The following is a 15,001-nucleotide window of genomic DNA, read 5'->3' as shown; positions in this document are numbered from 1 at the left end:
CGGGTCGGCCGTAAACTACCGGCCGCGAGCAATGTCCCATGAAAAGGGGGCCGCGCCAACCGGCGCGGCCCCAGCGTTCCGGCCCGGCCTCGTCTACTTCGTGATCACCACTCTGCTCGTGGCCTGAGCCTGTTCCTCGCGGACAAAGTACACGCCCGGGGCAAGCGCCCGCACGTCGTTCGCGCCGGGATGGAGTTCCGCCACCTTCCTGCCGCCGATGTCGAGCAGCAAACACGACGCCTCACGCTCGACGCTCGCAGCCGGAAGGTACAAGACGCCGCGGACGATTGTGGCTCCGCCGCTCCTCACCCGCACTTTGGCGTTTGGCGTCTCCTCGATTCCCTGTCCGGGAGTCGGGTTCATGCAACCCCAGATCCGGTCCGTGTTGTAGGTCTTGTTCCCGATCATCCCGGCCCAGCCCTCGTACGCAAGGAACAACTGGCTGTCCGATCCGCGCACCATCGCCAGGTACGACTGAACCCCGTCCTGGGTAATAACCCGCCCGTAGTCGAAAACCGACCCGCTCTGTGACACCCGCGTCCCGTAGATGTCGGGCGAGCCGCTGTTGCATTCGTCCTCCCACAGCACGAGGTAGTTCGTGCCGTCAAACGCAAGGGCCGGGTCGAGCTGGTTGAATTCCGAAGTCGAGATGGCAATGCCCGCCGGGTCAAGCACCGCGCCGCCGGTCGACACACGAGCACCGAAGATGTCAGTGTAGATGCTCCGGCGGTAGTCTTCCCAGGCGACGAGGTAGTTCGAGCCGCTGTAGGCCAGGTGAGGACTCGCCTGGTTGCCCGGCGCCTGCGTGATGGCAATGCCCGATGGGTCAAGCACCGTGCCTCCGGGTGACACCCGGGCTCCGAAGATGTCAAAAAGAGTGCCGGTGTCGCGGTCGTCCTGCCAGACCGCGAGGTAGTTCGAGCCGTCAAATGCAAGCGCGGGACTGCGCTGCCGGTTTATTGCCTGCGAGATGACGAAGCCCGATGGGTCAAGCACCGTCCGTCCGGGCGTAACCCGCGCTCCGTAGATATCGGAAGTGCTGCCGTTGCGCGTATCTTGCCAGACTACGAGGAAGTTCGTGCCGTCAAAGCTGACGGCGGGATAACTCTGCACCCCTGCCGCATTCGAGATAACAAAACCGCCGGGGTCGAGCACGTTTCCCCCGCGCATCACGCGCGCTCCGTAAATATCACTGGAGTCGCTGTTGCGGTGGTCTTCCCACACCACGAGGTAGGTCGTATCGCCATAGGCGACGGCCGGAGCGACCTGGTCATTTGCCGCCGTCGAGATGGCGATCTCTGAAAGATCAAGCACCGTACCTCCGGGCGACACCCTTGTACCGTAGATATCGGAGTAGCCGCCGCGACGGTCGTCCCATACCACGAGGTAGTTCGTGTTGTCGAAGGCAACCGCCGGCGTGCGCTCTTCCCGTGCTGCTTCGGTGATGAGAATGCCGCTCGTGTCCAGCACGCCGCCACCGGGCGCCACCCGCGCCCCGTAGATGTCAGGCTCTCCCACTACGTTGCGCTCGTCCTGCCATACGGCAAGCGCGTTCGTGCCGTCAAAGGCAACGGCCGGAACCCCCTGGCCATTTGCCGCCCGGGTGACGGCAATGCCGCCGGCGTCGAGCACCGTGCCGGCGGGCGACACCCGCGTCCCGTAGATGTCGGTGGTGCCGCCGTTGCGAAGGTCCTGCCAAACCACAAGGAAGTTCGAGCTGTCAAGACCAACTGACGGTACCACCTGCTGGCCCGAGGCTGTGCAGAGCCCAAGTGGAGTACTGTCAAGCACCGCGCCCCCGGGTGTAATCCGCGTCCCGTAGATGCCCAGTTCGGGAGGGAAGCTGCCGCGCTCATCCTGCCACGCCAGGAGGAAGTTCGTCCCGTTGAAGCCGATGGCGGGAGAAAACTGCCCATTTGCCGTGTTCGAGACCAGAAAACCATTGGGAAGAATCACGCTCCCCTGCTGCGTCACCAACGTAGCATAGACAAACGAGATGCTGTCGGCGGCGCGCATGTCCTGCCATGCCACCAGGAAGTTCGTGCCGCCGAAACCGACGGCCGGATGGAACTGGGCGTGCGCGTGCGTCACGACGGCAAAACCGTTGGAGTCAAGAACCTGCCCGCCGGGCGTGACCCGCGCACCATAGATGTCGGAAGTGTCCGGCAGATTTCGGCTATCCTGCCAGACCACGAAGAAGTTCGTGTCGCCGAACGCAACCGCAGGATAGGTCTGATCGTTCGGGTCCGCGCAGACGGGAATGCCGTTAGCGTCGAGCACCGTGCCTTGCGGCGTCACCCGCGCACAATAGATGTCGTAGCCGGAGCCCCGTCGGGAGTCCTGCCACGCAACCATGAAGTTTGTCCCGTCAAAACCGACGTCGGGATAGCGCTGGTCGAACGGCGCAGCCGAAATGACAAAGCCTGATGGGTCCAGCAGTGCGCCTTGCGGCGACACCCGCGCACCGCAGATGTCGTAGCTGCCGCTGCGGTGGTCTTCCCACACGACGAGGTAGTCGTTGCCACCATAGGCGACGGCCGGCGCATTCTGCTCACCCGGCGCCGGCACCAGCGCGCTGTTCGTATCGATGAGGAACTCGCCGTCGAGCGGCGCGCCGCAGGCGGACGGCTGCCGGTCACTGAGCCCGCCTGTGGCCGCGCGCGGCTGGTCCGGATGCAACGCTGCGCCCATATCCCCGTGCGCGTGCACTTGCCGGACTACCTGCCTGGGGTCGAATCCCGGCCCGGGCTGGACCGAACCGAATGCGGTCAGAACGCATACCACCGAAACCAGAATGCACAGTCTCACAGGTTCCTCCTACTATCCTGCCACGATGCTGATTGAGTCGGACTGAAGGTCGCGCTCACAACGAATACTGCGAGTCGCGTTCATCACCTTTCCGACTAATCGATGCTAGTGTCAAATGCCGGATTGTCAAGCTGCGACTGGAACCGCGGACTGCGACAAACCACAAGTGACGCCAGGATTAGAAGCGACGCATCCGCAGACGACGCGCATTGTCATGCAAGGGCCGCAGAAACCAAGTGTCCCCCGGCTTGCGTCCGCAGCGCCCGCAGCCGCTTTGAGCCTGACCGGGGATTCACCCTTCATCCCTCATCCTTCAGCCTTCATGCTTTCTGGCCCACTTCCTTCGGTAGTGAAACAGAATCGGCATACTGACTTGGTGCCGGCAGAGCCGCCCCAGTTTAGTATAAGTCCCCAGCAAATCCGGCATCCGCATCTCCTAAGTTGGTCATTAGCAATTGGTTATTGGTCATTCGCCTATCTCCCCTATCCCGTCCCCCCGGCTATTCCGGAGATTACTCCCCGAGTTACCCCGAGGGCAATTCCGAGGGTTACCTGGAAGGCTATTCGGGGAGCAACTCGGAGAGCTACCCGGACAGCTATTCTGAGGACTACCCGGAAGGCCATCCTACCCGCTATTCGGGAATCTACCCGGGAATCTATCGGAAGAGCCATCCCGAGGATTGCTCGCGGAATTCCCCGGAGAATTGCTCGGCGAGTAATCCGGAGAGCAATCTACCGACCTATCGGGAGGATTACCCGGAGGATTACTCGGGGAACTCCAAGGCGGGTCGCCTGCCCGGCCATCCGACGAGCTGTCTGACGGACTCCGGTCGTGACCTACTCAGTGACGACGACCTTGCGGACAGCTTGTGCTTGAGCTTGCGCTTGCGCTTCTCTCACAAAGTACACGCCCGGTGCCAGCGCCCGCACGTCATTGGCGCCCGGTCTCAGGTTCATCACCTTCCGCCCGCTGATGTCGAGCAGACAGGGCTTGGGACACGATCCCAAATGCAGAACATTCGCGTCACGTCCCGCGCCGAGGAACAACACGCCGCGGATGATGGTCGGCCCGTCGTTCATCGTTCCGCGTTTCTCGTTAGTCGTTTCCTGGATTCCCAACATGGTATCGCTCACCACGGTTATGCTGCAGCTGCCCGGGTTCGACACGTAGACCCACGAGTGAACCGGGTTCCAGGCGAGAGCAGTTGATCCCCCGCGCACTTGGACATAGCGCAGGATACTGTCGGTCGTGCCATCAATCACCGTTACCCTACTCAGGTTGTCGGTGCAGTAGAACCGATTGGCCGCGTCCGATCGGCCGTTGTCAAGCATGTGCTCCACGCCCCATAGACCCAGATTCCGGTAGAGCGTGTCGGTCACAGCATTGACGATATCCAGCGCGGTGTCGGTCGAGAGGTAGACCTTGTCACAGTTTGAGTCACCGTAACAAACCCACCACCTGACGGCCAAGTCCGGACTCTTCATGACGGTGTCGCTGGTGCAATCGATGACCGCCAGTCCGCGGTAGCGGCGCACGTACACCCTATCGTGGTTCTGGCTCCAGCAGACCTGCCGGCAGGAGTCGGCGACCGGCACGGTCGCCACGACCGAATCCCGACCCACGTCGATAACGCTCACCTGCCCGCTGCTCCCCATCCCGGCGTACACCTTGTTGTCGGTGCGGTCGTAGCAGAGCGTTATTGGGTCGTAAGGAGTCCGCACAAACGCCCGGATGGAGTCGCCGCTCGGGTCGATGACCGCGACGCCGCCCGCCTTGGTGGTCACGTAGACCTTCCCGTTTTCGCTGCAGCACATCGCATCCGGCCTCGCGCCGGCTGCAACGGCCGCGGTAATGCTGTCGCTCGTGCAGTCGAGAATCGACACCGTGTTGTCCGCCGGGCTGCTGTAGTAGATCTTGTTGTTGGCCGGGTTCCAGACTATCGAGTCGGCCGAGTTCCCGGCCGGGATTTCCCTCCGTACCCGGTTGGAATCGCAGTCAATTTCCGCCAGGCCCCGCCCGAGGCAGTAGAGCCGGTCGTTGTCAGGATTGTAGCACGAGGCTCCGGGGCTGAAGACGCGAAACCATAGCATGTCGGTAAGCTGGTCCGTCGCGCCGTCTATCACGCCAACCGCGGCGCCGTCCGGGCTGGCCGCCCACGTGCTCGTGTCGACCGGGTCGTAGCAGACGAGTCGCGGGTCCTCACCGGCCCAGATCCGGGCCGCTACGGTGTCAGAGGTGGCGTCCACGACCACAACCTTGGCGCTCGAGGCGGCGAAGTAGACCTTGTCGCTAACCGGGTCAGAACTCATGCTCGACAGGTGCAGCCCAACCGGGATTGTGCGCGTCCCCACTGACTCGACCACCGTCACGACCGAGTCGGAGTAGCCGCCGCAGTACACCTTGCCCTCGGGCCCCACCAACATCCGGTCGGGACTGGAGCCAACCGCGACGACTCGAACGACGCTGTCGCCGGCGCAGTCGATGACCGAAGATGTGCCGCTCGTGTGGTTCAATGTGTACACGCAACTGGTCGCCGAGTCGTAACAGATGTCGGTGGGTTCGACGCCGCGCACCCAGATGGTGCTGATTACCGTGTCGGCGCCACAGTCGATGACGGCGACCTCGTTGGACAACGACTTGGCAACGTAGATGCGGTTCAGTTGCGGGTTGTAGCAGAGCGCCGATGGCCAGGATGGTACCCTCATCCTCGCAACCACACTGTCCGTCGTGCAGTCTATCACATCGACCAAAGTCTCCGACGGGCATGCAGCGTAGACCTTAGCAGTTCTCGGGACCAATCCCGCGGCATAGCACATGGCGCACGGCTGGCCGTCCAACGTCACTGTCGTGAGAATGTGGTTGGTCGCGCAGTTCATTACCCATACCGACTCGCCGCAAGACGTCGCGCAGTACAGCTTGTTGACGGCGGCACTGCTACTTGACAGCATGTTGACCGCCCCAGGGAAAGTGGTCCGCGCCACGGTCCTGCGCGTCCCGGCATCGACGGCAACCAGCACGCTGTCACCGGCTACGTAGACGGTGTGCGTCGGAGAGTGGAACTGAACGGAGCAGATGCTATCCAGCCGGGCCAGGGAGTCCGACAATCGTATCCGGTCCTCAATCCACTGTCCTGGCGCGAGCGACACGATGCAGAACAGGGCCAGCAGAGAAGGGACGAGTTTCGTTACTCCTCCCTACCTCGTAACAACGACCTTGATGACCGCTGGCGGCTTACGGCCCACGGTTGACGGTTCAGGACGCACGAAGTAGACCCCCGGCGCCAACGCACGCACGTCATTCGCGCCCGGTCTCAGGTTCATCACCTTCCGCCCGCTGATGTCGAGCAGACAGGGCTTGGGACACGATCCCAAATGTAGGCCATTTGGGTCATGTCCCGCGCCGGTCGTGTCCCGCGGCAAGTACAGCACACCACGGACGACCGTGGCCGAGCGCGTCCTTTGAGCCGCACCTCCTGTCACCTCAGCGATTCCCGGTGCAGCGGTATCGAGTATCACCGAAACGGTGGACCACCGGCTGTTCGCCACGTACATGCGTCTCTGGGCCGAATTCCAGGCGAAGGCCGATGGACCGGAGTCAACCTGGATAGTAGCAACCACCGCATTCGTCTTACCGTCAATCACCGTCACGCTGTCGCTGCCGGAGTTCGCGCAGTAGATTCGGTTGCCGTGCGGATTGTAGCAGAGCGCCTGAGGCTTGGTGCCGGCGGCCACGGTCGTGATAATCCTGTCGTTCTTGCCGTTAATGACGGTCACGTCGTCGCTGACGTAGTTGGCGCAGTAAACCTTGTTGTTGTACGTGTTACAGCAGAAGGCCAGAGGGTAGCTGCCCGCGCCCACGGTCGTGACCACGTGGTCGGTCAGGCCGTCAATCAAGGTCACGTCGTTGTGCACGGAATTGGCGCAGTAGATCCGGTCGTTGACCATGTTGTAGCAAAGGGCGCGGGGGGTCATGCCTACGGAATCGGTTGCGATGACGGCGTTGGTCGTGCCGTCAATCACGGTTACGTGGTAGTTGTTCTGGTCCGCGCAGTAGACCTTGTCGTCATTCGGGTTGTAGCACAGAGCACAGGGCAGGGTATCGGCGACCACGGTCGCGAGGATACCGTTCGTTGCACCGTCAATCACGGTCACGTTGACGCTCCAGAAGTTCGCGCAGTAGACCTTGTTGTCGACCACGTTGTAGCAGAGGGCCCAGGGCGGGGAACCCACTGGTACGGTCGCGACAATGCTGTCGGTCGCACCGTCAATCACCATCAACTCGTGGACCGAGCTGTCCGCGCAATAGACCTTGTCGTTGACCGGGTTATAGCAGAAGACCATGGGCTGACCGGCTGCGGGCACGGTCGCCACGACGCCGTTCGTTGCGCCGTCAATGACGAGCACGTCGGCGCTGTGGTAGCTTGCGCAGTAGACCTTGTTGTTGATCGGATTGTAGCAGAGGGCGCGAGGGTTGTAGCCCGTGGCCACGGTTGCGATAACCGCGTTGGTTGTGTCGCCGTTAATCACGGTCACGGTGTTGCTGGTATCGTTCGCGCAGTAAACCTTGTCGTTGGTCGGGTTGTAGCAGAAGGCACAGGGACCGGCACGTACAGGCACGGTCGCGATGACGCCGTCGGTTGTGCCGTTGATCACGGTCACGCTCCGGCCGAATGCATGCGCGCAGTAGACCCGGTCGTGAGCGGCATTGTGGCAAAGGGCCAGCGGGTGGCCGCCCCCGGTCTGGACGGTCTTGATGACCCCGTCGGTCGCGCCGTCAATTACGACCACGAAGTCGCTGCCGAGAGTGTAGTACCCGCAGTAGACCTTATCATCGGTCGGGTTGTAGCAAATGGACTGCGGCTGGCCGCTCACGGTCACGGTCGCGCGCACGCTGTTGGTCGCACCGTCTATCACGGTCGCGCTGGTGTTCGCGTAGTTCGCGCAGTAGACCTTGTTGTTGGTAGGGTTAAAGCAGAGAGCGACGGGTGCGCTACCTACGGTCACGGTAGCGATGACGCTGTCGGTCGCGCCGTCAATCACGGTCACAGTCGAGTCGAAGTCCGGGTACCCCCAGTTCGCGCAGTAGACCTTGTTATTGGTCAGGTTGTAGCAGAGGGCCCGAGGGGCGCTGCCTGCGGCCACGGTTGCGCGCAGACCATTGGTCGCGCCGTCAATCACGGTCACGTTGTTGCTTGCGTAGTTGGCGCAGTAGACCTTGTTGTTGGCCGAGTTGTAGCAGAGGGCGCGAGGACCGGACCCCACGGCCACGGTCGCGAGCACGCTGTCGGTCGCGCCGTCAATCACGGTTACGTTGTTGCTTGAGTAGTTCGCGCAGTAGACCTTGTTATTGGTCGGGTTGTGGCACAGGGCCATCACGTTAATCCCAGCCGGGATTCGAGCAATCTTCCGGTTGGTTGCGCCGTCAATGGCAATCACGCAGTCGCCGGAACCGCCGCCCACGTAGACTTTGTTGTTGATTGGGTTGTACGCGAGGCACTGCGGAAAGATCAGTCCCGCGAGCGAATCCGGAAGACATATGGTCTTCTCCAGGGTCTGCCCGATGACCGCCGACAGGCAGCAGCAAATGGCCAACAGCACGGCCACGGGTCGCACGGCCCGGATGTGTGAGGAAATGGTTCGAGCCAAAGAACGTCGAGCAGAGTCCGGTGACATTCTGCACCTCCAAGCGGAAATGACCCAGGCAGACTGGCGCCTGCAGGACATGTGGGCGGGCTCCCTTTGCCCCGCCGCACTCGGCGTCGCCAGTTTGAGCATAGCCTTGCGACAAGCAGGAGTCAATATCGCGCGTTCGCCGGCTTTACAGCCGCCGACTGCGGCGTAGAATGATTTGATGAACAGCGAGACATGGCATTCGACAACGATTATCGGCGTGCGCCGGAACGGCAAGGTCGCGATGGCCTCGGATGGACAGGTGACGATGGGCGAAACCATCATCAAGCAGACCGCCCATAAGGTCCGCAGGCTCCACGACGGCAAGGTGCTGGTCGGATTCGCCGGTGCGACCGCCGACGCCTTCACCCTGTTCGAGCGGTTCGAGCAGAAGCTCGACGAGTATTCGGGCAACCTGCCCCGGGCCGTGGTCGAGCTGGCCAAGGACTGGCGCACCGACCGCGTGCTGCGCAGGCTCGAGGCCCTGCTCGGGATCATGGACGGCCAGTATTCGTACGTAGTGTCGGGCTCCGGCGACGTGATTGAGCCGGACGACGGCGTCGTCGCGGTCGGTTCCGGAGGACCCTACGCGCTGGCCGCGGCCCGCCTGCTGCTGAAGCACACACAGCTTCCGGCCGACAAGATTGCGCGGGAGGCAATCGAGGCCGCCGCCGCGGTCTGCGTCTACACCAACACCGAAATCACGATAGAAACGATCTGAGGACGGAAGTCCGAAGGTCGAAGCTCGAAGTCCGATTCAAGTCCGACTTGCCGGACATTGGTTCATTCGAACTTGATTATTTGTCAGGACTTAGGAATTAGGAATTGCCAGTCCGCCTAGCGCGGACTGGCCAGCACGTCTTCGATCGTGTAGAAGCCCGGGCGGCGGCCTTTCAGGAATCTGACCGCCGCGACCACGCCGGTCGCGAACGCGGCGCGGCTTTCGGCCTTGTGGGTAAGCTCCAGCCGCTCGCCGGCACACCCGAAGACCACGGTGTGCTCGCCCACGACCCCGCCGGTCCGGATTGAGCTGACGCCGATTTCGCCCTTCGGTTTCTCCCCGACCTTGCCCTGCCGGCCGTGCACAACACTGGCCTGACCCGCGCCTGCCTTCAAGATGTCGACCAGCCTGACCGCTGTGCCGGACGGCGCGTCTTTCTTCATCCGGTGGTGCGTCTCGATGACCTCGACGTCGTAGTCCGGCCCGAGCCGGCGCGCCGCTTCAGCGACGAGAGCGCCCAGCACGCTCACACCAACCGAGAAGTTTGGTGCATGGATAACCGGAATCTGCTCTCCGCACTTCAGCAGTTCGCTGGTCTGGGTTGCACTAAGCCCGGTAACGCCGGTGATGAAGCTCCTGTCGGCGAACGCCGCGACCCGGCAGTTGGCAACAGTCGCCTCGGGAGTCGAGAAGTCCACGACGACGTCGCAGTTGTTGACCATCGCGCCCAGGTCAGGTCCGACCACGCCGGACCCGAGCTTCGCACCGATCGACGCGTTGCCATTGGCCTCGATGCCGCCGACCAGTTCAACATCTGCCTGTTCGGCGATGAGACGACAGACCTCTGCGCCCATTCTGCCTGAGCAGCCGACGACGATGACTTTCACAACAGGGAATCGGACCAATAGGACATAGAGGACCTATGCCGGCAGGCCGTAGTCAATCAGCGCCTGCCGGATGGCTTTCAGGCTCGCCTCCGACGGTGCGACCAGCGGCAGCCTCGGCTCGCCGGCCGCCATGTTGAGCATGTTCATTGCCGCCTTGACCGGCGTCGGGTTGGTCTCGATGAACATCGCCTTGATGAGCGGGAAGAGCTTGCGGTGCATGCCGGCCGCCAGTTCGACCTCGCCGGCCAGGTAGTGTTCAATCATCTTGGAAACGTCGAGCGGCGCGATGTTGGATACGACCGAGATGACGCCCTTGCCCCCGACCGCGAGTATCGGCAGGGTCAACGAGTCGTCACCGGAAAGCACCGTCACGCGGTTGCCGCACCGCTGGATAATCTCGCTCGACTGGTCTAGGCTGCCCGAGGCCTCTTTCACGGCCATGATGTTCCTGCAGTCCCTGGCCATCCGCTCAATCGTGGCGGGCAGGATGTTGACGACGCTGCGCGGCGGGATGTTGTAGACGATGACCGGCAGCTCCACTGCCTCGGCAATCGCCCGGAAGTGCTGGTACAGCCCTTCCTGGGTCGGTTTGTTGTAGTACGGCGCGACCACGAGCAGCGCGTCCGCACCGAGCGCCTCGGCCCGCTTTGCCTGTTTGATGGATTTCGCGGTGCTGTTGGTCCCGGCCCCGGCCACAATCTTGACGCGGCCATGGACTTCTTCGACGACCGCGGCCAGGGTTCGGTCGTACTCGGCTGAGCTCAGGTTCGGGGCCTCGCCGGTCGAGCCGTTGACCAGAAGCCCGCTGACCCGATTCTTCAGTTGGAATCGGACGTTCTCCTTCAGGCCCGTGACGTCGAGTCGCGCACCCTTGAACGGCGTCACCAGAGCCGTGATGCATCCGGAAAAAGATGTTGTCGTCTTCATGGCAGGTTGTTACGCGGCGACTTCCGGTGCCGCGGGCGGCGGCTCCGCGGGTTCCATGCGCATGGCCCGGTCTACTTCTTCGCCGTTCAGCGTCTCGCGCTCGAGCAGCGCCTTGGCCAGCGCGTCCAGCTTGTCCCGGTTGCTCGTGACCATGCCGCGCGCCCGGTCCGACTGCTCGTCGATTATCCTGCGTATCTCGTTGTCAATCGTCTGGGCTGTCTGGTCCGAGAAGGTCCGGCGCATGCCCAGCTCCCGGCCAAGGAAGACCTCTTCGCTCGGCGAGCCGAAGGTGAGCGGGCCGACCTTATCGCTCATACCCCATTCAGTGACCATCTTCCGCGCCAGCGTCGTCGCGTTGTCGATGTCGTTGTGGACGCCGGTCGAAAGGTCGGAGAAGACCAGTTGCTCGGCGGCCCGGCCCGCGAGCATTATCGCGAGTTGGTCGAGGCAGTAGGCGCGGGAGTAAATCCGCTTGTCATCCAGCGGCAGGCGCTGAGTCAAGCCTAGCGCTTGTCCGCGCGGGATGATGGTGACCTTGTGCACCGGGTCGCTGCCCGGAATCATCCGCGCCACCAGGGCATGTCCCGCCTCATGGTAGGCAATCCAACGCTTCTCCGGGTCGCTGATGAGCAGGCTTCGACGCTCGACGCCCATCAGGACCTTGTCCTTGGAATCCTCGAAATCCTGCATCGTCACCGCGGCCCGCGCCCGCCTTGCCGCGAGCAGCGCCGCCTCGTTCACCATATTCGCGAGGTCCGCCCCGGAAAAGCCCGGAGTCCCGCGGGCGAGCACGTTCAGATTGACGTCCGGCGCCATCGTAATCTTGCGGACGTGGACCTTGAGAATCTCCTCACGCCCGACCACATCGGGACGGTCAACGGTTATCTGCCGGTCGAACCTCCCCGGCCGCAGCAGGGCATGGTCGAGGATGTCGGGGCGGTTGGTCGCGGCCATGATGATGACACCGTCCTGGGTTTCAAAGCCGTCCATCTCAACGAGGAGCTGGTTCAGGGTCTGTTCGCGTTCGTCGTGCCCGCCGCCCATGCCGGCCCCGCGCTGCCTGCCGACCGCATCAATCTCGTCGATGAAGACGATGCAGGGCGCGTTCCGCTTGCTCTGCTCGAACAGGTCGCGCACGCGGGCCGCGCCCACGCCGACGAACATCTCCACGAAGTCCGAGCCGGAAATGGAGAGGAACGGCACGCCCGCCTCTCCGGCCACAGCCTTGGCGAGCAGCGTCTTGCCGGTCCCGGTCGGCCCGACCAGCAGCACGCCCTTGGGTATCCTGCCGCCGAGCTTCTGGAACTTGTGCGGCGCTTTCAGAAACGCGATGATCTCCTTCAGTTCTTCTTTGGCCTCCGGCACCCCGGCGACGTCGGCAAACGTGACCTTGGGTCGGTCCGACGCCATCGGCTTGGCCCGGGACTTGCCGAAACTGAACGCCCGGTCCTGGCCCGAAGACATCCTTCTCATGAAGAGCAGCCACACGCCGAGAATCAGTACCCAGGGCAGGATGTTTATCAGGATGGTAGTCCACTGCGACGGAGCCCGCGCGACGATCTTGACGTTGGCCGCGCGCAACTGCGTCACCAGTTGCGGGTCGTCGGGCATGTAGGTACGGAAGTCCTTGTACTTGACCGTTCCGCGCGGGGTCGAAGCCTCAGCGTCTTGCTTGAGCGAGCCGCTCAGGTCGTGCTCGACCATTGTCACGGCGTCCACATTGCCCGCCTGCAACTGGGTCGTAAAATCGGAATAATCGATGGAAACGCGGGCCCCATGTCGGCCGGCGAAGAAGTTCCACGCCACCCAGGCGGCCAGGAACACGAGCAGCCAGATAGCCAGCGGCCCGATGACCCGATTACGTTGGGTCTTGTCAGGCATCATTCAGAATCTCCTTAGTGCGTTCAAGTTCAATCATCCCCCGGTGCCGGTGCGCCCGCACGCCGCGGGTCAAAGTCAGCTTTCCGCCTGTGTCGCGATTGCAGAACTCAAGGACTCCTTCCACCGCGTGAGAATCCAGTTCGGGAAGAAGAAGCTTTAGAATCCGCCGTTTCAGAGCGACATTATAGGTCTTGAATCTGGGCAGGTCAATCCGCACCCGACCCTTGCCGCACTCTGCCACGTCGCGAACTGCCGCCTCTGACAGGCTGTCGAGGAACTCGCCTTCCTCGGTCAGGAGTTGCGCCGCCCTCCTGGCATTGGCAACTGCACCGGCGTTGAGCCTGAGCATGACCGGCACAACCTCATGCCGGAGCAGATTACGCCGGCAGTTCACATCAAGATTCGACTCATCTTCGACCCACCCGATGCCCCGCGCGCGCAGGTGCTGTTCAAGCTGGCTCCGCTCGATGTCAATCAGCGGCCTTGCGAACCTGACTCGCGTCCTTTGTGTCTTTGTGTCTTTGTGGTGAGATTCGGACGTCCGGGTCACCGGAATCCCGGCCAAGCCGCGCGGTCCCGCCCCTCGGGCGAGGTTCAGAAGCATCGTTTCGAGGTTGTCGTTGGCAGTATGCCCCAGCGCAATAATGCCGCAACCGAGCTTGCGGGCCGCGCGCTCCATGTGCCGGTAGCGCAACTCGCGCCCGGCCTCTTCGATACCCATCTTGTGCCGCTTCGCGTACCCGGCGACGTCGGCCCGCGCGGCCACCAACTCGACCCGCCAGTCCTGACACAGCTTCCTGACAAATCTCTCATCCCGCGCTGCCGACTCGCGCAGACCGTGGTTAAGGTGGAACGCCGCGAGCTTGAGGTTGAACCGGGGCTGGGCCAGTCGCAGCAAGTCGAGCAGGCAGACGGAATCTGCGCCACCGGAGACCGCGACCAGCACGCCGGAACCTTCGGGCAGCAGACCGTACTCCTTCACAGTGGCGAAGAACCGGCCCGAAACCGACAGCTTCCCGGCGCTCATTCCTTCCTGTCGAAGCCGGCCAGAACCTTTCCCACGACCTCGGCGGCGAGGTCAATGTCCTTCTCACGCGCGACCAGCGGCGGCCTGACCGCAATCGTATCAGCAGACACGGCCTGCAGCAGCAGCCCATGCTCGCGGCACTTCTGAGCCAGTCCCTCGGCAAAGTCTCTGCCCTTGCGAAGAACAATGGTCCGCACCAGCCCGACGCCCCAGAGCTCCGGCTCCAGCTTCGGGCTGGACAGAGCGCCGAACCGCTTCTCAAGGTGCGCGGCCAGCTTCCGGCCCTGCTCCAGCAGCCCGGACTCAAGCAGTCGGATAGTCTCAAGCGCCAGCGCGCAGCCCATCGGATTCCCGGCCGTCGCGCACTTCCAGCGCAGAGTGGAACTCCTGGTTACACAACTGCCGAAGGGGAATCCAGCAGCCCAGCCCCGGCCAAGCACATAGATGTCCGGCCGCACGTCCGAAAGCTCGATGGCCAGCATCCGACCGGCTGTGCCCGGGCCAATGCCTGCCTCGTCGTCAATCAGCAAAGCTCCAGCAGCATCGCACGCCTGCCTCGCGAATTTGATGCGCCCGTCCAGAGGATGCGCCACGACCGCGGCCACATCCTTGCCGATTGCCGGCTTCTCCTCAGCGCTGCGCGACAGATATGTCACACTCGTCCTATCGGTCTCATTCCTGGCCAGCTCAATCGCGCGTGCCAACGCCTCCCGCCCGGATTCACACACCAGCACCCGGCGGTTCATCCCGCCCGGCACCAACTCGGCCAGCTTTTGCATCAGTGCGACTTCGTCAGACGTGACGGCCTCGTCTGACCCGGGCGCGTGCCCGACCTGATTGAGAGTACGCCGAATATCAGGATGGTTGTAGCCGAGCGGCGCGCTCCCACCGGAGGCGAAGTCGAGAACTTTCCCGCCTTCGGCATCCCCCAGCCACGCGCCCTCGCCCTTCTCGGCAAAGACCGGCTCCGGCGCGTCCGGTCCAAGTGGCCCATAGCGCCGATACCACAAGCGCAGTTCGTCGTTCTTCACTTAGAGGGAATCATAGGCCGCAGTGCGCCCAAGTCAAACGCCCGCGCCC

9 protein-coding genes are annotated in these 15,001 nt (G+C 62.9%); 1 reads left to right on the top strand and 8 read right to left on the bottom strand.

Going from position 1 to position 15,001, the window contains the following annotated elements; genetic code table 11:
- Nucleotides 1-93: 93 nt before the first annotated feature.
- The 3 genes from VMH22_09870 to VMH22_09860 form a co-directional block, all read right to left on the bottom strand.
- The gene (locus tag VMH22_09870) at nt 94-2,808 is read right to left on the bottom strand and encodes a hypothetical protein (GenBank protein ID HTW92002.1); all 2,715 of its coding nucleotides are present in this window, start codon (nt 2,806-2,808) and stop codon (nt 94-96) included.
- An 837-nt stretch (nt 2,809-3,645) separates the two neighbouring features.
- Nucleotides 3,646-5,955 (bottom strand): YncE family protein, encoded by a 2,310-nt coding sequence (locus tag VMH22_09865; GenBank protein ID HTW92001.1) that lies wholly within the window; start codon nt 5,953-5,955, stop codon nt 3,646-3,648.
- A gap of 48 nt (nt 5,956-6,003) precedes the next feature.
- Nucleotides 6,004-8,481, bottom strand: coding sequence for a beta-propeller fold lactonase family protein (locus VMH22_09860; protein HTW92000.1), 2,478 nt, complete (start codon nt 8,479-8,481; stop codon nt 6,004-6,006).
- Nucleotides 8,482-8,659: 178 nt separating this feature from the next.
- On the opposite strand from VMH22_09860, the gene hslV reads away from it, so the two are divergent.
- Nucleotides 8,660-9,199: an ATP-dependent protease subunit HslV gene (hslV, locus tag VMH22_09855; protein HTW91999.1), complete on the top strand. Its 540-nt coding sequence runs from the start codon at nt 8,660-8,662 to the stop codon at nt 9,197-9,199.
- A gap of 116 nt (nt 9,200-9,315) precedes the next feature.
- Here hslV and dapB read toward each other — a convergent pair whose 3' ends face one another.
- The 5 genes from dapB to VMH22_09830 are packed head-to-tail and all read right to left on the bottom strand — an operon-like array spanning nt 9,316 to nt 14,952.
- Complete coding sequence (dapB, locus tag VMH22_09850; GenBank protein HTW91998.1) at nt 9,316-10,104, bottom strand: 4-hydroxy-tetrahydrodipicolinate reductase; 789 nt, start codon at nt 10,102-10,104, stop codon at nt 9,316-9,318.
- Nucleotides 10,105-10,119: 15 nt separating this feature from the next.
- The gene (dapA, locus tag VMH22_09845; GenBank protein HTW91997.1) at nt 10,120-11,013 is read right to left on the bottom strand and encodes a 4-hydroxy-tetrahydrodipicolinate synthase; all 894 of its coding nucleotides are present in this window, start codon (nt 11,011-11,013) and stop codon (nt 10,120-10,122) included.
- A 9-nt stretch (nt 11,014-11,022) separates the two neighbouring features.
- On the bottom strand, nt 11,023-12,897 hold the full coding sequence (gene ftsH / locus VMH22_09840; protein ID HTW91996.1) for an ATP-dependent zinc metalloprotease FtsH: 1,875 nt from the start codon (nt 12,895-12,897) through the stop codon (nt 11,023-11,025).
- Complete coding sequence (gene tilS / locus VMH22_09835; protein ID HTW91995.1) at nt 12,887-13,921, bottom strand: tRNA lysidine(34) synthetase TilS; 1,035 nt, start codon at nt 13,919-13,921, stop codon at nt 12,887-12,889. The genes ftsH and tilS overlap by 11 nt, the downstream gene beginning before the upstream one ends.
- The gene (locus VMH22_09830; protein ID HTW91994.1) at nt 13,918-14,952 is read right to left on the bottom strand and encodes an aminotransferase class III-fold pyridoxal phosphate-dependent enzyme; all 1,035 of its coding nucleotides are present in this window, start codon (nt 14,950-14,952) and stop codon (nt 13,918-13,920) included. The genes tilS and VMH22_09830 overlap by 4 nt, the downstream gene beginning before the upstream one ends.
- Nucleotides 14,953-15,001: the final 49 nt, after the last annotated feature.

The sequence above is a fragment of the bacterium genome, from assembly GCA_035505375.1.
In the GTDB taxonomy this organism is placed as follows: domain Bacteria; phylum Hydrothermota; class Tepidihabitantia; order Tepidihabitantales; family Tepidihabitantaceae; genus UBA2258.
This window is presented reverse-complemented; position numbering and strand designations above follow the sequence as displayed.

Coding starts and splice junctions, on each gene's coding strand:
- VMH22_09860 (HTW92000.1), bottom strand. CDS start 8,481: ATGTCACCGGACTCTGCTCGACGTTCTTTGGCTCGAACCATTTCCTCA.
- hslV (HTW91999.1), top strand. CDS start 8,660: ATGAACAGCGAGACATGGCATTCGACAACGATTATCGGCGTGCGCCGG.
- dapA (HTW91997.1), bottom strand. CDS start 11,013: ATGAAGACGACAACATCTTTTTCCGGATGCATCACGGCTCTGGTGACG.
- ftsH (HTW91996.1), bottom strand. CDS start 12,897: ATGATGCCTGACAAGACCCAACGTAATCGGGTCATCGGGCCGCTGGCT.
- tilS (HTW91995.1), bottom strand. CDS start 13,921: ATGAGCGCCGGGAAGCTGTCGGTTTCGGGCCGGTTCTTCGCCACTGTG.